Origin of the sequence: Bradyrhizobium sp. BEA-2-5, from assembly GCF_032918025.1 — a bacterium.
GTDB classification, from domain to species: domain Bacteria; phylum Pseudomonadota; class Alphaproteobacteria; order Rhizobiales; family Xanthobacteraceae; genus Bradyrhizobium; species Bradyrhizobium pachyrhizi.
Window position 1 is genome coordinate 1,728,168 of the sequence record NZ_CP136629.1, and the last position, 22,183, is coordinate 1,750,350.

The following is a 22,183-nucleotide window of genomic DNA, read 5'->3' on the forward strand; positions in this document are numbered from 1 at the left end:
GGTATCCACTTCGCTCGAAAAACGCTCTAGTCGTTGCTGTCCGCAACGCGGACCGCGTAGGCATCACCTTTCGACGGCCACAGATGCGACAGCACCAGAATGGATGGGTCGACGCCGGTCCGCCGCCGGCACAACACGTTGAGCGCGATGGTGGCGAGGACCAGCGAAGCCGTCGCCGCGATCGCGGCGCCGAGCACGCCGAGCCAGGGGATCAGCACGACAAATCCCAGCAGCCGTAGCGCCACGTTGGCTGCGACGACGGGAACATAATCGCGCTCATGGCCTGTCAGCTGCAGAACAGCGGCAGAGGGCCCGCCCGCCGCCTGGAAGGCCGTTCCGATCGCGAGCACGATCAGCACCCACTGCTGCGCCGCAAAGTGCGGCCCGAACAGGCCGAGCAGATAGGGGGCACCCACCCAGACAATGACGAGCCCGCTGAGCACGCAGAGCGCGGTCACCTCAGCCATCAGCTTCAACGTATGTTCGAGCTCGCGGTGGTTCTTGCTGAAATACAGTAACGGAAGCCGGCGCGCGCCGAAAGTGTACAGCGCTGCGGACAACATGGCGAAGATGTTGGCAAGGCGCGAGGCGGCAAAGTAGATTCCGGCGGTCGTCGGATCCAGCATCCAGTAGACCAGAATGACGTCGAAATACTGGTTGGCGGCTTCGAGGATGGATGCGAGCCAGAACCGGAATGCGCTCTTGTTCCAGCGCGAGGCCTCGAAGCGCGCCGTGACCGACCGCAGGTTCGGCAGCACGCGCACGATCGATACGATCTGCACGACGAGCCCGAGGGCCATCGCGCCCGACATCGCGCTGAACAGCTCGGCGGGGGTGAGCTGCCGGTGGCCGAACAGCACCGCGATCAGGAACAGGACGACGGCGACGCGCCAGAAGAACTCCCGATTGCCTTCGCCCATCAGGATGCTGACCAGGGATCGCGCGATCTGGCTGCCGAGCATGAGCCCTGCATTGATTGCGGTGAACGCCGAGACCGACAGGATCAAGAGCCACCACTCGCCGCGAATGCTTGCCACCGCGGCGATCGCGGCGATCGAGATCAGCATCCCGATGGCGGAGTTCTTCAGGCTCGACAGCAGCACACCCTTGGTGAACTCGGTCTGGCCGCGCACCTCATACTCGTTGAGGAACCGAACCAGGAGCAGCTCCTGGCCGACCAGGCCCACCACCGAGGCGATCTGGGCGACGGAGAGCAGGGTTGCGAAGTTTCCAAACGCGTCGGGCGTCATCGCCCGCGCGGCGAGCGAGAACAACGCGAATGCGAGCCCGCCGCTACCAACCTTGAGCAGGATGGTCCCGGCAACGCCGCGCGTAACGTCGCGCCGTAACAGTTGGAGCACGGAGGCAATCACCAGAGACGTCTCAATATCCAGTGGGGCTGTTGACCGCAGCAATCGGTGAAGCCTGGAGTGTTAATGTTCTCTTGCTAAGATTCCGTTCCTTTCGAATGGCTGCCGGGCCCAACGCAGTTGTGAACAGGGCCAGGTCGCGTTGCTCCATTCTGGAACGGCGCCGTCTGCCCTGTCTCCAAACGGCGCAGGTTGGATTTACCTCGAGCGTCCGGTCCAGTGGCGCGGACCTAGCCGGATGAGACTGCGTTTGCGCGTCAACGCCGTCTGTCGCTGCTCGATGGCCTGGCAATCGCCTCGCCATCCCGCTGCGGAGCCTGCAAAAGTTCAGTTTCATGGCTGACCGTGGTGCAAGCCATGTGCCGAGAGACCACTGATCGTGGTCCGGACGTTTTCATTAACCTCGATTCTGGAACTCGCCGTGCTCGATCGGCAAGGCGACACCGCAGGCAAGGAAATTGCAGTTCTGCGGCCAACCAGAGCTTTTCCCGTTCCGATCGAATCGGAACGGCGCTTTAGATTCTTGTTTTGACGCGTTTTCTTCACGCGAACCGGTATCCACTTCGCTCGAAAACGCTCTAGCCGTCGGAGCGGACAAACATGATTGCCGAGAAAAATGCGACCAAGCCGATCGTGGCCTGCGAGACCGAGGTCATCGAAGCGGACGTCGCAATTGTCGGAGCCGGTCTGGCAGGGTCGCTTGCAAGGGCTGTGCTCGCCCGAGCCGGATACCGCGTCGTCCTGATCGACAAGCGATCGATCCCGCCGGACGAATTCCGGGTCGAAAAGATCGCCGGACGGCAGATCGATATCCTGCGCCGCCTCGGCTTCATCGACGACGTCGAGGCCATTGCCGCGCCCTATGACCGGGTGCTCAACATCAGGAGCGGCAAGCTGGTCGATATCGGCGTCGGCCGGTCCTACGGGATTTCCTATGCCAACCTCGTCAACATGGCACGCGGCCTGACGCCCGATGCGTCGAGCTTGCTGCTCGACCAGGTGACCAATGTCAGCTGCAGCGAGGAACGTCAGCAATTGACGCTGGCCTCGGGAAAACGCGTCGTCTCGCGTCTGGTCGTTCTGGCGACCGGCATGGCGAACGTGCTCGGCCACAGTCTCGGAATGCGCCGGCAGATGCTTGCTGCGCGCCACTCTGTCTCGTTCGGCTTCACGATCGCACGGCCGGACAACGCGCCGTTCGATTTCGAGGCGCTGACCTGCTATGGCGAACGTACGGCGGACGGCATCGACTATCTCAGCCTGTTTCCCGTCCGTGCCGGCATGCGGGCCAATCTCTTCATGTTCCGCGATCCGACCGACCCGATCATGCGCGAGTTGCGTCGCGACACCAGACGGACGCTGCTTCGCCTGATGCCGGGATTGCAGCCCTATCTCGGCGATTTCGAGGTGGTCGGCCGGGTGCAGAACTGGGTCATGGATCTGACCGTGACCGAGGGCCATCTGCAGCCCGGCGTCGTGTTGATCGGCGACGCGTTTCAGACCAATTGTCCCGCGGCCGGCACCGGCGTCGGCCGCCTGCTGGTGGATGTCGAACGTCTTTGCACGGACTATGTGCCGCGCTGGCTGGAGACCGCCGGTATGGGCGTGGACAAGATTGCGCAGTTCTATTCCGATCGGGACAAGCTCGCCGCCGATCACCACTCGCTGCAATTGGCAAACTTCCGCCAGGCCTTGACGTCGAACACCGATGTGCGCTGGAACTTGCGGCGGAAGCTGCACTTCCTGCGCCGCATGATCACGCACCGGGTGGACCGGATTCGTCCGGGATGGGTGATGCGCGTCCGCAGCGCGCTCCGCTGATCGGGCTGCCAGCGCCGGGCGGCGCTAGCGCGTGCCGGTCGAGGTGCGGACCGGCCTGAAATCGGTCACACGCTTGGCGGCCTGCTTGATCCAGGGCGCCTGCTTCAAGGCAAACAACGCGAACGAGCCGGCCGCGCTCCCGGCCTGCGTCACGGCCGACATCGGCGTCGGCTGACCGCCGAACTGCATCTTGTAGGGTTCGTCACCGATGGTGAAGTCCAGCACCCGGCCGCCGCGCTCGATGCAATCCCTGGCGACGCTCTCGAATGTCAGCGCGCCGATCGATTGGCTCTTGTACCCGTCGACATCGAACGCCGTCATGACGACAAGGACGCTGTCACGGTGAACCAGCCCGAGGGCCGCCGCGATGACGTTGCCGTCCATCTTCATGGAGTAGAGCCGGGCAAACGAGCCCATGCCGCGAAGCGCCACGCTCGAGTAGAAATCGAAATACTCCGGTCGCTGCAACAGGTCGCCATCACCCTGTTCGTGAAACCGCGGACCGCGAAACTTTCTCATCGTCTCCATGGCTTCGCCGATCGAAGCGCTATCGTCGCAGCATGAGAAGGTGAGCATGCCTTTCCTGTGGATCTGGCGCCATTTCTTTGCCAGTTCCTTCTGGTACGACTTTCCCATTGCATTGATCTGCCATTGCTCGAACGGCGCGACGAGAACCGTCGCGTAGGCATTGGTGTCCATCAGGCTGCGGTGGGGCGCTCCGAGCAGATTCTCGATCGGCATCCTCGCATCGAGCAGCTTGGGTATGCGCAGCAGGTCGAACGGCCGCAGCAGTTGTCGAAGCCTTTCGCAGGCGCGCTGGTCTTGCAGCAGGTCGGTGAAGGTCGCGATGCTGCACACCGGCGACAGATAGTCGGACACGCGGAGATCGGCGAATTCGATGGTGCGCATCGGGCCGCGCCGCACGCGCAGCATCGGCAGCACGGCCGCAAGCGACTTGTTCGCACGATGGCGGATGGCGACGACCAGCGGCTTGGCCGACGCGGCGGGAGCGAGCTTGCGATAAAGGCTGTCCAGCCATAGCGGATGCTGGAAGGCGGTCGCGTCCGAGCCTTCAAATAACTTCACGTACTCTTCAGACAGGAAGTCGAATGCGTCGTCGATGCTGACATCGAACGCGTCATCATTCTTATTCATGTGAGACCAAACAAAACGACAGTTTCAAAGCGCCGATTGTATCCGGCACGCCGCCCTTATAGCAAAGGTCGATCGGCTCGGGCAGCGGCAGAATACGATTTGTATTAATGCAATGCGTCGACCTTTGCACATTGTTGCTGGGTCGAGCCATTGCCTTCATCGCATCGACTGCGAGCGGCTGTCATCTCGACGTGGCCGCGTCTGAGGGATCAGCATCGTTAACAATCCCTTAAGGATGCGTTCAATCGCGCCGTGGTGAGATATCGCACCCGGTCTGGACCGGATATTGCAGTTAAGGGCTCGCAAGTCCTGGAGTCCCGCCGAAATGCTGAGTCACAGCCAAAAAACCCGCGCTTCCTACGCAATTTCGTTCCCGCAGGCCGACCGCAAGCCGCCTCGGCGTCCCAATTCGGACATGGCTGCTCCGCCTGTCCGGATTTGCGACACGTTGCGGGCCGAGCAGATGTCCCCGGCCCCGGCGCAGATCGGATCATTGCCGCACGGCGGGCGGGAGCGGCGTATCAATCCTGTCGGCAGGGCTGCGACGGCCGGTGTCCCCCGGGCGACCATCGGTGGGCTGCGGCTCGCCGTGCTCGATCGGGAGCAGACCGCCGAGTTCATGGTCGAGGCTGTGCATCCGAACCGGCGCGCCAATCGTCCGCTGTATCTGACCTCCGCCAACGGCGAGGTGCTGTCGCGCTGCTCGACCGAGCCGATGACGGACCGGCTGTTCCGTACCGCTGACCTGATCAACGCCGACGGGCAACCGCTGGTCATGGTGTCCAAGCTACGGTCGCCGAATCCGCTTCCCGAGCGCGTCGCGACCACGGATCTGTTTCACGACGTCGCGCGCAAGGCGGAAGAGCTCGGGCTGACTTTCTACCTGTTTGGCGCCAACGAAGCCGAGAACAAGGCTGCCATCGCCAATGTCCGCCGGGCCTATCCGGCACTCAAGATCGTCGGCCATTCGCACGGCTATCTGCGCGGCGACGCGCTGCGGACCAAGGTCGACGAGATCAACGCCCTGGCGCCTGATTTTCTCTGGGTCGCGCTCGGCGTGCCCTATGAGCAGGCTTTCGTCGACGAATTCATGCCTCGGCTCGGCAATGTCGGCGTCATCAAGACCTCGGGCGGGCTCTTCAACTTCCTGTCCGGTTCTCGGCCGCGTGCGCCGAGATGGATGCAGATCATCGGCCTCGAGTGGGCCTGGCGCCTGTGGCTCGAGCCGCGGCGGCTGTTCTGGCGCTACCTGACGACCAATCCGCACGCGCTCTATCTGCTCTTCAACCGGACCCGATCCTCGGCAACCAAAGACTGACGCCTCTAACGAGTGCAACGTGCCGCTCCGATCCACCGGAGCAGCAAGCTCATTCCATGAGCGGAGTACAACCGAATGGACGGACGTGCGATCGACAGTTCGATCTGGCAGGCGCCCGGCGTCGGGGCGGAACATTTCGCCAGGACCGTCGTCGGTTGGTCGATCACCATCAATGTGATCATGTCGATGGGGACCTTCCACGCCGCGCTGCTTCCGACCGAGTTGACCCTGGTGCAGCAGGCCGTCGCCCTGCTGATGTGGGGCGTCCTGATCTACGCAAGCCTGTTCGTCCGTCCCTGCCTGCGGCTGGCCCCCAATCTCGACACGCTCGTGATCGTCGCGTTCTATGCGTTCGCCACTGTCTCCGTGCTGTGGACCAACCTCGGCGTGGCTGCCCTGATGAAGGCCGCGGCGCTCGCAATCACGACGCTTGGCGCGTTCTGCATGATCACCCGCGTCGATATCGACGACATCGTGACATCGGCCACCCGCGGCCTGTCCTTGCTGATCGCGGCCTCTGCGCTCTGCGCGGTGATCCTCCCGGACATCGGGGTCGATCAGACCTGGATGCACAAGGGACAGTGGCAGGGCGTCTTCGAGTCGAAGCAAACCCTGGGCTTCGCCGGCGCCTATCTCATGTTCTTCGCCTGCTATCGAAAGATAACGGGGCAGGGATGGCTGCCGTTCATCGTGACGTTCATGCTGGCCTCCACCTGCGTCATGCTCTCGGAGTCGCGCGGCGCCGGCGCCCTGTCGCTGGTTGCCTGCGCGCTGCTGCTCACCTCCCTGTGGTCGGTCCGGTGCATGCAGGTCTACGCGATCCTGCCATGTGTCATGTGCGTCGCGGCAGCGCTATTGATCCTGTATTTCTATACGACCGGATACGATTCGATTCATGCCTTCGACACGACGATCGACTTCACGGAGCGGACCTTCATCTGGCAGTACGCCATCAGCCATTTCAACGATGCGCCCCTGCTGGGCTTCGGCATCAACGGATTCTGGACGCGCCCTGCGATTTACGACTATTTCAACCAGAATCATGGCTGGGTGCTCGACAACTATCACAGCGGCTACATCGCCATTCTCGTCGAGACCGGATTCCTGGGTTATTTCCTGTTCACGGCGAGCGTCTTCCTGTTTTCCTACAAGGTGCTCTGCCTGATCGCAGGGCGGGCGATCGACCGTCTGCACTGTGCGTTGATCATCGGGTTCGTCTTCCTCAACTGCCAGACCAATTTCACGGAGACGATGTTCCTCCGCTCGACGATGTTCACGTCGGTGCTTCTGGTCGCATTCTTCCTCGCCATTTGCCGGCCGGTGCCGTCGTCGCGCGTAGAGCCGGGCGAATTGGAGCAGCCATGACCGCGTTCCGATTGCTTCTGCAAAGAGCCTTCGTCATGCTGGCGGCGGCGGCACTTGCACTCCCGCTGATCGCGCCGGCGAAGGCGGCGGGGCAGGGGGCATCGCCGGTCGCCGTGGCATTGGGGCGCGGAATCAATATTCTCGGCTATGACGGCATCTGGGAAGGCTACCAGAATGCGCCGTTCCGCCTGGAAAACCTCGCCGCGATTCGCAAGGCCGGCTTTTCCCATGTCCGGATCAATTTCTTCGGCTTCAGGCATATGGACTCCGGCAACATCCTCGATGATGCCGTCCTGCGGCGCCTCGATGCCATGATCGAGCAGGTGCTGGCCAGCAGGCTGGTTCCGATCCTCGATGAGCATGACACCGAGCTCTGCCAACGCGACGTGGCCGAATGCGGCGTGAAGCTCAAGGCATTCTGGCGCCAGATCGCATCGCGCTATGCGGGGAAATACCCGGCGCTGGTGTTCGAGATCCTGAACGAGCCCGGTGGCAACATGACCTCGGCCGAATGGAATGCGCTGCTCGGCGATTGTCTTGCGATCATCCGGGATGCGAACCCGAAGCGCAACGTCGTGGTCGCGATCCTGAACACCGAGGAGCTGCCGATCGATCAGCTGGTCCTGCCGCCGGACGACCGAAACCTCATCGTCACGTTTCACTATTACGCGCCGATCCGTTTCACCCATCAGGGCGCGCCGTGGTCGCCGACGTTCTCGAAGATCGGTCCGTTGAGCTGGGGCTCCGCGGAAGACTTGGCCACGGCCTCGGCCGAGTTCGACAAGATCCGATCCTGGTCCGAGAAGGAGCAGCGCCCGATCTATCTTGGCGAGTTCGGCGTCTATGAGCGCGCGCCCGCGGAGAGCCGCGCGAAGTATCTGTCGTTCATGGCGAGACGCGCGGAACGCAATGGCTGGGCATGGGCCTACTGGCAGTTCGACCACGATTTCGCGGCCTTCGACGGCGCCCGGCAACGCTGGAAGGCGGATATCCTCCGCGCGATCATCCCTCCCGTCCGCTAAGCCCTTCGATTGGACGCAACGTCCGATTCAGGATCGGCCGGCCGCCTTGACGACGCGGTTGTCCCGCGCGGCGAGTACGCCACCCTTGTAGACTGAACGCCCGGACGGCCGCGCCACCACGGCCTCCTGGATATGCACGGCGTTCAGGGTCACGAAATCGGCCCTGGCCCCCACATGCAGGCCGTAGTCCTCGAGCCTGAGCGCCTTGGCGCCGGCCGCGGTGATCATGTCGAACGCGATCGCGAGCTCCTCATCGGTGTAGAAGCCCGAGCGGTATCCGATCATCATGGCGCGGCCCAGCATGTCGCCGTCGCCATAGGGCCACCAGGAGTCGCGGATGTTGTCGTTGCCGCCGAACACCGTGACGCCGGCCTTCCTCAACAGGGCGACGGGCGGGAACGGCCGGCTGCCCGGCGCATTCGTCATGATCGCCACGCCCGAGCGCGCCAGACTGTCGGCGGTCTTCTTCTGCGCATCGGCGGGAATGTCGCCGAGCCCGTAAGCGTGGCTGACGGTGACGCGGCCCGCCATGCCGAGCGCACGCGTGCGCGCCGCGATCTGCTCGACCTCGAAGGCGCCGAGCATGCCGCCGTCATGAAGATGGATATCGACATCGACGCCGTGCTTTTGCGCGACGCCAAAGACGACGTCGAGATGGCCCTCGACATCCCGGTCGAAGCTTGCGGGATCGAGCCCGCCGACGGCATTGGCCCCGAGCTTGATCGCCTCGTCGAGCAGTTGCGGCGTGCCCGGGCTGGTGAGGATCCCGTTCTGCGGGAACGCCACGAGCTGGATATCGATCAAGTCCCTGTATTCCTCGCGAACCCCGAGGATGGTCTCCAGCGACTTCAGCCCAACGGAACCGTCGACCATGACGTGACTGCGCATCTGCGTCGTGCCATGGCCGATGCAGAGGTCGAGCTGGTTCCGCGCGCGCACGTCCATCGGCGCGGCGGCGGCAAGGTTCTCGGCCTGAAACGCCACCCGCTCATGGACGTCGAATCCGTCGGTGCAGGGGCGGTGCGGCCGCCAGGTATCGCCGTAAAAACTGGTGTCGAGATGGATGTGGCCTTCGACGAAGCCGGGCACGACCAGCGCATTGCCGAGATCGACGATCTCGACTCCGTTCGGGCGTTCGCCTTTCGCCTCGATCGCAACGATGCGGCCGCCACGGACCAGCATATCGCGGCTGGTACCATCACCGAACCTGGCATTGATGAAGAGTTTGTCGGCTGGCATCGGATCTGTTCCTCTTGTCGCTTGCGTCGCATGCAGATCGCGCGGCTCTCCATGCCTTGCCTAACATGGTCGGAGGAATAATACTCCGCTCGCACAAGCAGACAAGGAACCGAGAGCGTTGCCGGAGATTGCAAGCAGGGAAGAGTTCGATGTCAAGCGCGCAGCCTTTGCCGCGACCATCGGCAACATGCTGGAGTTCTACGACTTCATCACCTACAGCTTCTTTGCGACCGAGATCGGGCGCACCTTCTTCCCCGCGCACAGCGAATACGGCAGCCTCATGCTGTCGCTTGCGACCTTCGGCGCCGGTTTCCTGACGCGGCCGATCGGCGGCATCGTGCTCGGCATTTTCTCCGACCGCGTTGGGCGGCGGCCGGCGATGCTGCTGAGTTTCGCGCTGATGGGCGGCGCGATCCTGACCATCGCGCTGACGCCTTCCTATGCCGCGATCGGCATTGTGGCGCCGATCATCGTGATCCTGGCGCGGATGGTGCAAGGATTTGCGCTCGGCGGCGAGGTCGGGCCGACCACGGCCTATCTGATCGAGATCGCTGCACCGAGGAACCGCGGCCTCGTGGTCGCCTGGCAGCCCGCCAGCCAGGAGATCGCGGCGACGGTCGGCGCGCTTGTCGGTGTCATCCTGAGCAGCGCGATGGCACCCGACATGCTGCAGGCCTATGGATGGCGCGTCGCGTTCCTGCTCGGGGCCGTGTGCCTGCCGTTCGGCATCTGGATGCGCCGCACGCTGCCGGAAACGGTCTCGCACGGCGAGCACGTCGCCGGGCAGGTCGAACGCTCGAGCCATGTGGCGCTGGCGCGGCGGCATCTTCGCGTCATCGTGCTGGCGGTGATGATCCTGGCCAGCGGCACGATCTCTACCTATGTGACGCAATACATGACGACCTACGCCAAGAATACGCTGCATGTGTCGCCGTCGCTGGCGTTCACGGTATCGCTGGTCAGCAACGGACTGCAGATCATCGGCGCGGTGCTGGGCGGCTGGCTTGCCGACCGGCTCGGACGCAAGCCGATCATGATCTGGCCGCAGCTGGTCGTGCTGGTGCTGACCTATCCGGCCTTCCTGTGGATCGTCCAGGACCCCGGCGCGTGGTCGCTGCTGTTCGGCTTCGGCATCCTGTCGTTCATCGGATCGCTGCCGTTCACGGCGTTCTATGCCGCCTTCACCGAAGCGCTGCCGCAGAGCATTCGCGGCGGCGTGTTCGCCACGATCTACGCGGTCGCCATCGCGACGTTCGGCGGCACCGCGCAACTCGTGGTCACGTGGCTGCTGCACGTGTCGGGTGATCCGCTGGCGCCGTCCTGGTACCTTCTGCTCGCGGCGGCGGTCGGCATCGTGGCCATGAGCCTGATGCCCGAGACCGCCCCGGTGAAGCTCGGCGAGAAATAGAGCGTTTTCGAGCGAAGTGGATACCGGTTCGCGTGAAGAAAACGCGTCCAACAAAAATCTTGAGCTCCCCTTCGGATTCAATCGGAACGGATGAGGCTCAAGGCGCCGGCAGACGCGCTCAATCCATGTCGCGAAAGGCGTGGCCGTTGGCCTCGATTTCCTTCACGAGCTGCGGCGGCAGATTGGCCTGCGCCGAGGTGCCGTCGAACACCCAGTCCTTGGCATCGGCAAGGTCGGGAAGGCCGGCGCCCTTGCGGACATAAAGACCGACCGATGTCTTCTTCGGATTGATGTAGAGATCGTAGTCCATTGCGCGCCTCCTCTCCGTTGCAGGTCAACGGAAGCTCCGGCCACGGCCGGAGACTTCCCGGATGAGTCAACGCCGGTAAGGCTAGGCGGGTTTCTTCGCCTCCGGCGCAAGCACCACTGACGCCTCGCTCGTCAGCATCAGGAAGGTGATGGTCTCCTGGAAATACAGCTGAACCGATTTCGCCGAGTGGCTGAGATAGCCGATCGAAAGGTCCTGGCCGATCGAGAGCTGGAAATCGCCGCCGCGGGTGGTCAGCAGGACGCCGCCCTCGATCGCGGGCGCCCAGATGATCTTGCCGTCGATCAGGCGCTGGATGTGCTGCAGCACCGGATAGCCGTCGTCGGTCGCCCCGCCGATCGCGGTATAGGGCTCGGTGCCGAGCAGCAGCGTATAGGGACCGTTGACGCCGGCAAGCCGCAACTGGCTGACCGCCTGCGCGACCACGGCGGGATAGTTCTTGACGCTCGACGGCAGCGTCAGCACCGGGTTGCTGGTGCCCTGACGGATACCCTCAATGCCGGCGGCCGCGTAGCCGTCGAACACCGCGCGATCCTCGGCGAAGGCAATCTTGCGCGCGGCATCCTTGAGCGGATCCCAGTCGGAATCATTCGCGCCGCGCTCGACATCGTCGATCGCCTGGCGCGAGAGCTCGAACGGCACGCGCAGCTCGACCAGCGCGCGGACGTCGCGCTGCGTCGCCTCGACCCCGTCGCCCGGCGCCGCAATCTTCTTGAGATGACCGGTGCCGACCGCGGAGAAATCCGTTCCCTTCGGACCGTCGACGTCGACGACACGGCGCGCCGCCAGATGGCGCTTCAACGTGCGCGAGGCCTCCTCTTCGATCTGGGCCCATGCCGCGTCCGAGATAGGGGCGAGTCCCCGATGAAGATTATTCATGTCCAGCCTCTCCTTTCAGTGAGCCGATCCCGAGCGAGCCGTCGGACGGCGGTATTCCTGGTGCAGGTGTGTTGTCGGCCCCGGCGTCGTCCAGCGACGGCTCGGCGGGGGAAGGTGCCGGCGCCTCGCTCGCGACATCCTCCAGGAAGGTCGCCGACGGGACGAAGAACAGCATGCCGGTGACGGCGCGGCTGAAGTCGAGCAGGCGGTCGTAATTGCCCGGCGGCTTGCCGACGAACATGTTCTCCAGCATCTGCTCGATCCGCTGCGGGGACTTGGCATAGCCGATGAAATAAGTGCCGAACTCGCCCTTGCTGATATTGCCGAACGGCATGTTGTCGCGGACGATATCGAGCTCCTCGCCATTCTCGATGATCGTGGTCAGCGCGTTGTGCGCATAGCTCGGCTTCACCGCATCGTCGAGCTCGATGTCGGATAGTTTGGTTCGGCCGATGATCTTTTCCTGCATCTCGACCGGCAGCTCGTTCCACTTCTTCAGGTCGTGCAGGTATTTTTGCACGATCACATAGCTGCCGCCGGCGAACGCCGCGTCCTCCTCGCCGATGATGGTGGCGTCGGTGGCCGCCTGGTCCTCCGGATTCTCCGTGCCGTCGACGAAGCCGAGCAGGTCGCGTTCGTCGAAATATTTGAAGCCGTGCACCTCGTCGGAGGTCGCAACCGCATCGCCGAGCCGCGTCATGATCTGGGTCGCCAGCTCGAAGCACAGATCCATCGGCACGGCGCGGATGTGAAACAGCAGGTCGCCCGGCGTTGCGACGGCGTGGTGGACGCCATTGATCTCGCGGAACGGATGCAGGCCTTTCGGCCTCGGCGCACCGAACAGCCGGTCCCATGCGTCGGAGCCGATGCCCATGACGCATGACAGCCGGCCCTCGAGATCGCGGAAGCCCACGGCACGCAGGAGCGCGCCCAGGTCGGCGCACAGCGACCGCACCACCGCATCATATTCCGGATTGGGCTTGAGCGTGACCGCAAGGAAGATGGCCGCGCGCGTCAGCTTCGCAGCGACCGGTTGCGGAACGGCTGATGGCACGCATGTCTCCTTGACTAAACGGCACTTCCACGACGACAAAAGGCAGGCGCTGGACGCCGGATCGGCGTCCAGACAGCGGCAGAGGAGCATGCCAGTGGAACCTTTACAAGGGCTCGAATGGCTCACGCTCTTGCAGAGGTACCTGCCTCAATCGACGGGCTTGCCGGACTTCTCTTCCTCGAGGGTCACCGCAATCGCGGCGTTGGCCGAGAGCCGAACCTTGGAGCCTTCGACACCCGCCACGAAGCCGAGCTCGATGAAGTGGTGATGGCCCTTGTGGAAGCCGTCGCTGTCGCTTTTCTTGAGCTTGATGCGATTGCCCTCGACGCGATCGACTGTGCCGACATGTACGCCATCGGCGCCGATGACCTCCATGTTGTCCTTGATCTTGTGCTGCGTCATGGCGCTCTCCTGGTTGCAGGTCAGCTGGTATATTCGGCTTGCATATGATGCGCCCAGACGACGCGGCGATGACAGCGCGTCGTGGGCAATCGGGCCTGTCTCACACCGGTTCGAATTCGTCCGCCGCTGCGTTCTCCGGCTTCTTGCCGTTGAAGGTGAGGCCGGCCCTGGTGGCCGAGAGTTTTACCTCTGAGCCGTCGCGCACGTCGCCGGAAAGGATCATCTCCGCCAGCGGATCCTGCACGCTGCGCTGGATCACCCGCTTCAGCGGGCGGGCGCCGTAAGCCGGGTCCCAGCCTTTCTCCGCCAGCCAGTCGCGCGCCTTCGGGTCGAGCTCCAGCTCGATCTTGCGATCCTCGAGCAGCTTGCGCAGCCGCGAGAACTGGATCTCGACGATGCGGCCCATGTCGCTCTTCTGCAGCCGATGAAACAGGATGATCTCGTCGATCCGGTTGAGGAATTCCGGGCGGAAGTGCGCCCGTACCATGTTCATCACCTGCTCGCGCACCGCGCCCGTGCTCTGGCCTTCCGGCTGGTTGACCAGATATTCGGCGCCGATGTTCGAGGTCATGATGATCAGCGTGTTGCGGAAGTCGACGGTGCGGCCCTGGCCGTCGGTCAGGCGGCCGTCGTCGAGCACCTGCAACAGGACGTTGAAGACATCAGGGTGCGCCTTCTCGATCTCGTCGAACAGCACCACCTGATAGGGCCGGCGCCGCACCGCTTCGGTGAGCGCACCGCCCTCGTCATAGCCGACGTAACCCGGAGGCGCGCCGATCAGCCGCGAGACCGAGTGCTTCTCCATGTATTCGGACATGTCGAGGCGGACCATCGCAGTCTCGTCGTTGAACAGGTATTCCGCGAGAGCTTTCGTCAGCTCGGTCTTGCCGACGCCGGTGGGCCCCAGGAACATGAACGAGCCTGTGGGGCGGTTCGGGTCCTGCAAGCCCGCGCGCGAGCGGCGCACGGCGGTCGCGACCGCACGCACGGCCTCGGCCTGGCCGACGACACGCTTGCCGAGCTGCTCCTCCATCTTGAGGAGCTTCTCCTTCTCGCCTTCCAGCATCTTGTCGACGGGCACGCCGGTCCAGCGCGACACCACCTGCGCGATATTGTCGGCAGTCACGGTCTCGCTGGCGGACGAGGTCTCGCTGGCCTCGACCGCCGCGAGCTTCTTCTCGAGCTCGGGAATGCGGCCATAGGCCAGTTCGCCCGCCTTCTGGAATTCTCCCTTGCGCTGCGCATTGGCAAGCTCGGTACGCAACTGTTCGAGCTCGCCCTTCATCTTCTGCGCATCGGAGAGCTTGCTCTTTTCCGACCGCCATTTCGACGTCATGTCCGCCGATTTCTTTTCCAGGTCGGCAAGGTCCTTCTCCAGGGTCTGGAGCCGGGTCCTGGAGCCGGGATCGCTTTCCTTCTTCAACGCCTCCTGCTCGATCTTGAGCCGGATGATCTCGCGGTCGAGCGAATCCAGCTCTTCCGGCTTGGAATCGACCTGCATCTTCAGCCGCGCCGCGGCCTCGTCCATGAGATCGATCGCCTTGTCCGGCAGGAAGCGGTCGGTGATGTAGCGGTTGGACAGGGTCGTGGCGGCCACGAGCGCGGAATCGGTGATCCGCACGCCGTGGTGCTGCTCGTACTTGTCCTTCAGCCCGCGCAGGATCGAGATGGTATCCTCGACCGAGGGCTCGCTGACGAAGATCGGCTGGAAGCGCCGCGCCAGCGCGGCGTCCTTCTCGACGTGCTTCTGGTACTCGTCGAGCGTGGTCGCGCCGATGCAGTGCAGCTCGCCGCGGGCGAGCGCGGGCTTGAGCAGGTTGGAGGCGTCCATCGCGCCGTCGCCCTTGCCGGCACCGATCAGCGTGTGCATCTCGTCGATGAAGAGGATGAAGGTGCCTTCGCTTCCGGTCACTTCCTGGAGCACCGCCTTCAGCCGCTCCTCGAACTCACCGCGATATTTCGCGCCGGCGATCAGTGCGCCGAGGTCGAGCGCGAGCAGCGCCTTGTCCTGCAGGCTTTCCGGCACGTCGCCGTTGACGATGCGCAGCGCGAGGCCCTCGACGATCGCGGTCTTGCCGACACCGGGCTCGCCGATCAGGACGGGGTTGTTCTTGGTCCGGCGCGAGAGCACCTGGATGGTGCGACGGATCTCCTCGTCGCGGCCGATGACCGGATCGAGCTTGCCGTCGCGCGCGGCCTGGGTCAGGTCGCGGGCATATTTCTTCAGCGCGTCATACGCGTTCTCGGCCGATGCGCTGTCGGCGGTGCGGCCCTTGCGCAGCGCGTTGATGGCCGCATTCAGGTTCTGCGGATTGACGCCGCCCTTGGCGAGCAGCTTGCCGGCCTCGTTGTCCTTGTCGGCTGCGAGCGCCTGCAGCAGGCGTTCGACCGAGACAAAGCTGTCGCCGGCCTTGTCGGCGGCCTGTTCCGCCGCCGCGAAGGCGCGCGCGGTCTCGGGTGCCAGATAAATCTGTCCCGAGCCGGCGCCGCTGACCTTCGGTACCTTCGCCAGCGCGTCCTCGGTCGCCTTCAGGATTGCACGGGAATTGCCGCCAGCGCGATCGATCAGGCCGGCAGCGAGCCCCTCATTGTCGTCCAAGAGGACCTTCAGGAGGTGCAGGGTGGAAAACTGCTGGTGCCCCTCGCGCATCGCGAGCGACTGCGCAGACTGAATGAAGCCCCGAACGCGATCGGTATATTTTTCTATGTTCATCGTGGCACCCTCAGGCAACGCAGCTCGTCGAGATCAAGTCATGCCACGCAGTCCCGCCGAGCGACAGATGGCGGAACGATGACATCCATCATGCGATGGCCTCGTGCGATCGCGCCGGCGGAAAAACCGCGGGCCTGAGGCTGTCGCGCCTCGCATCGTGTGGTCGTTTCCGGAGAGTGTCAATCGCGGAGCGCGCCCGCTGGGATGCCGCAGATAAGCCGTTGCGACCGCTGATGTTCGTCGTTAGCACTCATCGGGAGGCACTGCTACGGCCGCGCCAGCAAGCCGGATGCGCGCGTCGCGCTGCTAGCGGCTCGATGGATCGCTGTGCTCGCGAAGCGAGCGTCGGACAAGCAGAGATCGCCGTGATCGAACAAGACCAAATTCATGTTCGGACACGCGATTCGAAATCGATGACGTCGCGTTTCGCGAGCTCGCATCGATGATGCAGTCGAGCGGCACGCGATGTTCGATTGAATCGCGCAGCGTTGCATCACGGCGCACTCTGAACTGACGATGAATAGCTGCATCAGCGCATTTCCTGTCGCGTCGATGCGTTTCAGGCTGGTGTAAGGTCAAGGCGCTAGCGATGAAGTGTGTCGGTGCATTGCCGACGCACGGAACTTTTGTTCCGTCTCACGTCGAACGTGCTCATCGAAGAGGCTCCCAATGACAACTCGTCTCCTTTCGACCGTGTCGTGTGCAGCGATTGCCACGGCGCTGTTCTCTGCGACTGCGGTGCCCGCAATCGCGCAGGATGCGGCATGCGCGCCGGTCTCTGCCGTCGAGACTGCGCCGCCGCCGTTGCCGACCTACGATCAGCCGCCGGTGCCTGGTCCCGGCTACATGTGGTCGCCGGGCAATTGGTCGTGGGACGAGGATCGCGGCGATTACTACTGGGTGCCGGGCACCTGGGTGCAGCCGCCGCGGGTCGGACTGCTGTGGACGCCCGGCTACTGGGGCGCATTCGGTGGCGGCTTCATTTTCCATCAGGGCTATTGGGGTGATCGCGTCGGCTTCTATGGCGGCATCAACTACGGATTCGGCTACGGCGGCGCAGGCTATGAAGGCGGCCGCTGGGATCACGGCAATTTCTTCTACAATCGCACCGTGAACAATCTGCAGGGTGCGCGGATCACCAACGTCTACGAGAAGAACGTCACGATCAATCAGACCACCGTCAACAACGTCAGCTACAATGGCGGCCGCGGCGGCATCGAGGTGCGGCCGACGCCGGCCGAGCGCGCGGTCGCCAAGGAGCAGCACTTCGCGGCGACGCCGTTGCAACGCAAGCAGGTCGAGACCGCAAGCCAGGATCCGAGCCTGTTCAACCGGACCAACAATGGCGTGCCCGCAGTCGCCGCAACGGCGCGTCCCGGCGAATTGAAGGGACCGGGCGTGGTTCGCGCGCGGCCGGCCGGCGAGGCGGTGCCTGCCAACGCCGCACGGCCGGCGACCGGGGAGCCGGGGCACCCGGGAGCTGCAGCCGCACCCGCAACCGCACCGGCTGCTTCCCATGCGCTCCCGGTCCCGGGAAAGGAGCTTCCGGCGGCGCATCCACCCGTCGAGGCGAACAAGCCCGCGGCCGAGGAGAAGCGCGCGGCACCTGCTCCCGAGACCAAGGCCGAGCCGCATCCTGCTGCGCCGGCGTCTGCCGGATCCCATGCACTTCCGGTTCCCGAGAAGGGCGTTGCGGCGCATCCGCCCGCCGAAGTGAACAGGCCCGCGGTCGAAGAGAAGCGCGCAGCGCCTGCCGCCGAGCCGAAGCTCGAGCCGCATCCTGCAGAAGCGGCGCGGCCTGCCGTGCAGGAGAAGCGGCCAGAAGAGGTGCGCAAGGAAGAGCCGCGTCCCGAGCCTGCCGCGAAGCCCGTCGCGCGGCCCGAGCCAGCGAGGCCCGAACCGCGACCGGAGACGATGGCGCGCCCTGAGCCGCATCCGCAGCCGCAGGCCGCCCATCCCCAGCCGGTGGCACGGCCGGAGCCGCACGCCGCTCCGCATGCTGCGCCCGCGGCAGGTCACCCCGCGGAGGAGAAGCGGCAGGAGCAACACTAAGGCACGACCGCGCTCCGCTGGCTCGTTCCGACGGAGCGCGGTATTGTTCCACCTGTGCAAGCGATCATCACTGGAGGTTGGTCATGGCACAGAGGCACGGCGGCGATGGACAGCTCGACGATGGGAAGCCGCGTTTGAGCGAGGACGACATACAGCGGGCCCTGCTCGGTCCGCGGGGCGTGCCGGGTAAGCCGGATACTGCCAAGATGACGCCGCAGCAGCAAAAGAACATGCCGAACTATCTGGACCCCGGACATACATCCTGACTCGTCATGTGACGTGAGCGCATGCTGCGTCGGCCGCTTCCGGGCGGCGCGCCTGCGCACTTGCAAATCGCCTGCTTTTGCGCCCTCATGATCGCAGGTGCACTCACGGTGTTGCGGAGCAGGTTGTGAGAAATCCGTACGAGGTCCTTGGCGTTGCCCCGACGGCGTCTGCGGCCGATATCCAGAAGGCCTATCGAAAGCTGGCGAAGAAGCTGCATCCGGATCTCAATCCGGGCGACAAGGCGGCCGAAGACAAATTCAAGGAAGTCGCTGCTGCGAACGATCTGCTCTCGGATGCCGAGAAGCGCAAGCGCTTCGACGCCGGCGAGATCGATGCGGATGGCGCCGAGCGACCGCAGCATCGCTACTACCGGGATTTCGCCACCGCCGATGCGGGGCATCCCTATGCCGACAGCTCCGGCTATGCCGACTACATGGACCAGGACGACGCCTTCGCCGAATTGCTCCGGCGCAGCGAGCAGGCGCGCGCCAACCGGCGCGGCCGCGATTTGCATTACGCTCTCGCGATCGACTTCGCGGAATCGATCGCCGGTGCGAGCAAGCGCCTGACGCTTCCCGACGGCGGTACGCTCGACGTGACGATCCCGCCGGGGCTCGTCGATGGCCAAATCATTCGTCTGCGCGGCAAGGGCATGCCCGGCAGCGGCAAGGGCGGTCCCGGCGATGCGCTGATCGAGGTGGAAGTTCGCCCCGACCCGCGCTTCACCCGCGAGGGTGACGACATTACGCTCGAACTGCCGATCTCGCTGTCCGAGGCGGTGCTCGGCGGAAAAGTTCGCGTTCCGACGCCGACCGGTGCCGTGACCATGACGGTTCCGAAGGGATCGAACACCGGCACGACCATGCGGTTGCGCGGCAAGGGCGCGCCCCGCGTTGGCGGTGGCCAGGGCGACGAACTCGTCAAGCTCAAGGTGGTCCTGCCCAAGGGACCCGATCCCGAGCTCGAGGCGTTTGTGTCGAACTGGGATCGGAAGGCATTCGATCCGCGCGAGGATGGTGCATCATGAACAAGCAGCAGTTCCTCATCGATGCGGGTCTGGAGGTGCGGACCCTGGAGTTCTGGATCGAGCAGCAATGGCTGGTGCCGGACGAGACCGCCAGCGAGATCAGCTTCTCCGACACCGACGTAGCGCGCGCGCATCTGATCCGCGACCTGAAGGGCGACTTCGGCGTCAACGACGAGGGCATCGACGTCATCCTTCATCTGGTCGATCAGCTGCATGGCCTGCGCCGCGCGTTCGAACAATTGCACAAGGACATGGCGTCACCACAGCGCTAGGCGCCTCACTTGCGACGAACCTCAGCCTTGGGATCAGCCTGGGAGACGATCATGACGGACAAGCCGACGCCGCTGGCGCATGGCGAGATCGACGTTCTTATCCTGCAGGCGCTGGTGCGCAAGCTGATCGCGAAAGGCGTGCTGACGCCGGACGACGTCCGCTCGATGCTGTTCGAGGCCGCCAAGAATCTTGACCTGGTCGGCAGCGAGCTGACGACGGAAGCCGCCAACATCATCGTGCAGGAAGATCTGGCGCCGGCATTCCTTGTCGGCTAGGGCATGATCCGGAAAAGTGGAAGCCGGTTTTCTCTCGCGGCAACCGCGAAGCGTTTGCGCGGAGATCATGCTCAAATAAGGAGGCTTCAGGTCTGGCCGCCGCGGGTGGAGACCAGCCGGATCCGGGTGACCTGGCCGGCGTTGCCGGCGAGATAGGCTTGTGCGTCACGCACCAGCCGCTCCACGGCGGCCGCGTCATAGCTCGGATGACGGGTGTTCAGATGCAGGTCGGTCTCGATCTGCATGATATTTGTCGTGTCAGTGGCGCCGATCTCGACCGAGAACGACACCAGCGAAACATGCGGGCTCTTGAAGGCCATCGCTCGATCTCCCTCATCGCGTGACGCGCGGCGCGCATCGGTACGGCGGGCGCAATCTATCTCAAGCTGCCGAATCCTGCTCGGCCGTTCGCATCGCAGCCGGACGCGCCCTGTCGAGCTCCTCGATCATGCCGCGGGCGATCTCGCGCTCGCCCATGATCACGATGTCGGCGCCAAGTGCCTTGAGATGATCGACCTCGGCGTCGGAATGCGCACGGGCGATGATCTGGATCTCGGCATTCGCGGCGCGCGCCTGCTCGACGATCTGGCCGGCCTCGAAGGCTTCGGGAATGGCGATGACCAGCGATCGCGCGGCGGCCGGATTGGTCGCGCGAAGCACGCTGGCGCGCGCTGCGTTGCCCATCAGGGCTTCGATGCCGCGCTCCTTGAGCTTGGCAACCATGTCGTCGGACGCCTCGACCGCGAGAAACGGCGCGCTGCGTTGATGCAGCGCATCGCCGACGATGCTGCCGACCCGCCCGTAGCCGACCAGGATGGTGTGATCCTGCAATTCGGTGACCGGGATCGGTTCAGAAGCTGCGGCAGTTGGCGAGGAAGCCTGCGGCTTCTCGAGTCGCGATGTCAGCCAGTCGACGACCGCGAACACCAGCGGGTTGAGCATGATCGAGAAGATCGCACCCGCCAGGATCAGGTCGCGGCCGGCCTTCGGCAGCAGATTGAGCGCAACGCCGAGTTCGGCCAGGATGAAGGAGAATTCGCCGATCTGGGCGAGGCTCGCCGAGATCATCAGGGCGGTTGTCATCGGATGACGGAACAGCACGACGATCAGAAGGGCGGCGATCGACTTGCCGACCACGATGACGAACAAAGTCGCTGCGAACGGCCAGGGCTCGCGAACCACGCTGAGTGGATCGAACAGCATGCCGACGGAGACGAAGAACAGCACCGCGAACGCATCGCGCAGCGGCAGGGTTTCCTGGGCCGCGCGCTGGCTGAGCGGCGATTCCCGCAGCATCATCCCGGCGAAGAAGGCGCCGAGCGCCAGCGAGACGCCGAACAGCTTGGTCGCGCCGAACGCGATGCAGAGCGCGATCGCAAGCACGGTCAGCCGGAACAGCTCGCGCGAGCCGGTATGCGCAATGTAGTGCAGGACCCACGGGATCAGCCGGCGCCCGACCACCAGCATCAGCGCGATGAACACGGTGATCTTGATCAGCGTCAGCACCAGCACGCCGGTGAGCCCGAGACCGAAACGGGCGGCGAGCGGATCGGAGGTGAGCGCCGCGCCATCGCCGCCCTGCAAGCTCGCCACCGCCGGGAACAGCACCAGCGCCAGCACCATGGCGAGGTCTTCGACGATCAGCCAGCCGACCGCGATCTTGCCGCGTTCGGTGTCCATCAGACGGCGCTCCTGCAGCGCGCGCAACAGCACGACGGTACTTGCGACCGACAGCGCGAGACCGAACACCAGACCGGCGCCGACGGTCCAGCCCATCAATAGCGCGAGGCCGAGGCCCATCAATGTGGCGACCGCAATCTGCGCAATCGCGCCGGGCACCGCGATCGCGCGCACCGACAACAGGTCGTTGAGCGAGAAATGCAGGCCGACGCCGAACATCAGGAGAATGATACCGAGCTCCGCGAGCTCGGTTGCCAGCGCCTGATCGGCAACGAAGCCGGGTGTGAAGGGACCGACGGCCACGCCCGCGAGCAGATAACCGACCAGTGGCGGAACCCGAAAGCGCTGGGCGATGGTTCCGAAGACAAAAGCGAGGCCGAGGCCCGCGACGACGGTCGCGATCAGAGGTGTGTCATGCGGCATTTCGCCTTGTCGCACAGCATCCCTGGCGGTGCACCGCGACCATTTGAGGCGCGGCATTCCGCGCGAAAATTGTGATCTATTGCTCATAACGTGAGCATATGATCTCATACCG

The 22,183-nt window shown here is 64.3% G+C and carries 20 protein-coding genes; 10 read left to right on the plus strand and 10 right to left on the minus strand.

Annotation, left to right across the window (positions count from 1 at the left end; all coding sequences use genetic code 11):
- Window positions 1–26: 26 nt before the first annotated feature.
- A complete protein-coding gene (locus RX327_RS08020; protein ID WP_410712177.1) occupies window positions 27–1,352 on the minus strand; it encodes a lipopolysaccharide biosynthesis protein in 1,326 nt (441 codons plus the stop codon).
- A gap of 618 nt (window positions 1,353–1,970) precedes the next feature.
- On the opposite strand from RX327_RS08020, the gene RX327_RS08025 reads away from it, so the two are divergent.
- Window positions 1,971–3,191, plus strand: a complete 1,221-nt coding sequence (locus RX327_RS08025; RefSeq protein WP_317249973.1) for an NAD(P)/FAD-dependent oxidoreductase — start codon at window positions 1,971–1,973, stop codon at window positions 3,189–3,191.
- Between the two features lie 24 nt (window positions 3,192–3,215).
- Here RX327_RS08025 and RX327_RS08030 read toward each other — a convergent pair whose 3' ends face one another.
- The gene (locus tag RX327_RS08030) at window positions 3,216–4,346 is read right to left on the minus strand and encodes a GNAT family N-acetyltransferase (RefSeq protein ID WP_050386826.1); all 1,131 of its coding nucleotides are present in this window, start codon (window positions 4,344–4,346) and stop codon (window positions 3,216–3,218) included.
- Window positions 4,347–4,809: 463 nt separating this feature from the next.
- Here RX327_RS08030 and RX327_RS08035 point away from each other — a divergent pair, with 463 nt between their 5' ends.
- From RX327_RS08035 to RX327_RS08045, 3 genes are all read left to right on the plus strand, one after another.
- A complete protein-coding gene (locus tag RX327_RS08035; RefSeq protein WP_050386827.1) occupies window positions 4,810–5,664 on the plus strand; it encodes a WecB/TagA/CpsF family glycosyltransferase in 855 nt (284 codons plus the stop codon).
- Window positions 5,665–5,739: 75 nt separating this feature from the next.
- The gene (locus tag RX327_RS08040; RefSeq protein WP_317249974.1) at window positions 5,740–7,029 is read left to right on the plus strand and encodes an O-antigen ligase family protein; all 1,290 of its coding nucleotides are present in this window, start codon (window positions 5,740–5,742) and stop codon (window positions 7,027–7,029) included.
- Complete coding sequence (locus RX327_RS08045) at window positions 7,026–8,051, plus strand: glycoside hydrolase family 5 protein (protein WP_317249975.1); 1,026 nt, start codon at window positions 7,026–7,028, stop codon at window positions 8,049–8,051. The genes RX327_RS08040 and RX327_RS08045 overlap by 4 nt, the downstream gene beginning before the upstream one ends.
- Window positions 8,052–8,078: 27 nt before the next feature.
- Here RX327_RS08045 and RX327_RS08050 read toward each other — a convergent pair whose 3' ends face one another.
- Entirely contained in the window at window positions 8,079–9,290 is a 1,212-nt protein-coding gene (locus tag RX327_RS08050; protein WP_050386830.1) for an amidohydrolase family protein, read from the minus strand.
- Between the two features lie 118 nt (window positions 9,291–9,408).
- On the opposite strand from RX327_RS08050, the gene RX327_RS08055 reads away from it, so the two are divergent.
- Entirely contained in the window at window positions 9,409–10,698 is a 1,290-nt protein-coding gene (locus tag RX327_RS08055) for an MFS transporter (RefSeq protein ID WP_050386831.1), read from the plus strand.
- A 118-nt stretch (window positions 10,699–10,816) separates the two neighbouring features.
- Here the strand turns inward: RX327_RS08055 and RX327_RS08060 are convergent, their stop codons facing one another.
- From RX327_RS08060 to clpB, 5 genes are all read right to left on the minus strand, one after another.
- Window positions 10,817–11,008 (minus strand): hypothetical protein, encoded by a 192-nt coding sequence (locus RX327_RS08060; protein WP_028334885.1) that lies wholly within the window; start codon window positions 11,006–11,008, stop codon window positions 10,817–10,819.
- An 81-nt stretch (window positions 11,009–11,089) separates the two neighbouring features.
- Window positions 11,090–11,905 (minus strand): family 1 encapsulin nanocompartment shell protein, encoded by an 816-nt coding sequence (locus RX327_RS08065; protein ID WP_028334886.1) that lies wholly within the window; start codon window positions 11,903–11,905, stop codon window positions 11,090–11,092.
- Window positions 11,898–12,959 (minus strand): Dyp-type peroxidase, encoded by a 1,062-nt coding sequence (locus tag RX327_RS08070; RefSeq protein WP_050386832.1) that lies wholly within the window; start codon window positions 12,957–12,959, stop codon window positions 11,898–11,900. The genes RX327_RS08065 and RX327_RS08070 overlap by 8 nt, the downstream gene beginning before the upstream one ends.
- Before the next feature lie 147 nt (window positions 12,960–13,106).
- Complete coding sequence (locus RX327_RS08075; protein WP_317249976.1) at window positions 13,107–13,361, minus strand: DUF2171 domain-containing protein; 255 nt, start codon at window positions 13,359–13,361, stop codon at window positions 13,107–13,109.
- A gap of 100 nt (window positions 13,362–13,461) precedes the next feature.
- Complete coding sequence (gene clpB / locus RX327_RS08080) at window positions 13,462–16,074, minus strand: ATP-dependent chaperone ClpB (RefSeq protein ID WP_317249977.1); 2,613 nt, start codon at window positions 16,072–16,074, stop codon at window positions 13,462–13,464.
- A 669-nt stretch (window positions 16,075–16,743) separates the two neighbouring features.
- Between clpB and RX327_RS08085 the strand changes: the two genes are divergently transcribed.
- The 5 genes from RX327_RS08085 (at window position 16,744) to RX327_RS08105 (ending at window position 19,968) form a co-directional block, all read left to right on the plus strand.
- Window positions 16,744–18,126 (plus strand): YXWGXW repeat-containing protein, encoded by a 1,383-nt coding sequence (locus RX327_RS08085; RefSeq protein WP_082190770.1) that lies wholly within the window; start codon window positions 16,744–16,746, stop codon window positions 18,124–18,126.
- An 83-nt stretch (window positions 18,127–18,209) separates the two neighbouring features.
- Window positions 18,210–18,392, plus strand: a complete 183-nt coding sequence (locus tag RX327_RS08090; RefSeq protein ID WP_050386906.1) for a hypothetical protein — start codon at window positions 18,210–18,212, stop codon at window positions 18,390–18,392.
- Window positions 18,393–18,517: 125 nt separating this feature from the next.
- A complete protein-coding gene (locus RX327_RS08095) occupies window positions 18,518–19,420 on the plus strand; it encodes a DnaJ C-terminal domain-containing protein (protein WP_050386834.1) in 903 nt (300 codons plus the stop codon).
- A complete protein-coding gene (locus tag RX327_RS08100) occupies window positions 19,417–19,692 on the plus strand; it encodes a chaperone modulator CbpM (protein ID WP_050386835.1) in 276 nt (91 codons plus the stop codon). Before RX327_RS08095 ends, RX327_RS08100 begins: the two co-directional genes overlap by 4 nt.
- Window positions 19,693–19,743: 51 nt before the next feature.
- Window positions 19,744–19,968 carry a hypothetical protein gene (locus tag RX327_RS08105; RefSeq protein WP_050386836.1) on the plus strand — a complete coding sequence of 75 codons (225 nt, stop codon included), beginning with the start codon at window positions 19,744–19,746 and terminating at the stop codon, window positions 19,966–19,968.
- A gap of 86 nt (window positions 19,969–20,054) precedes the next feature.
- On the opposite strand, the gene RX327_RS08110 is transcribed toward RX327_RS08105, so the two are convergent.
- Window positions 20,055–20,288 carry a hypothetical protein gene (locus RX327_RS08110; protein WP_050386837.1) on the minus strand — a complete coding sequence of 78 codons (234 nt, stop codon included), beginning with the start codon at window positions 20,286–20,288 and terminating at the stop codon, window positions 20,055–20,057.
- Window positions 20,289–20,349: 61 nt separating this feature from the next.
- Window positions 20,350–22,071, minus strand: a complete 1,722-nt coding sequence (ybaL, locus tag RX327_RS08115) for a YbaL family putative K(+) efflux transporter (RefSeq protein ID WP_050386907.1) — start codon at window positions 22,069–22,071, stop codon at window positions 20,350–20,352.
- Window positions 22,072–22,183: the final 112 nt, after the last annotated feature.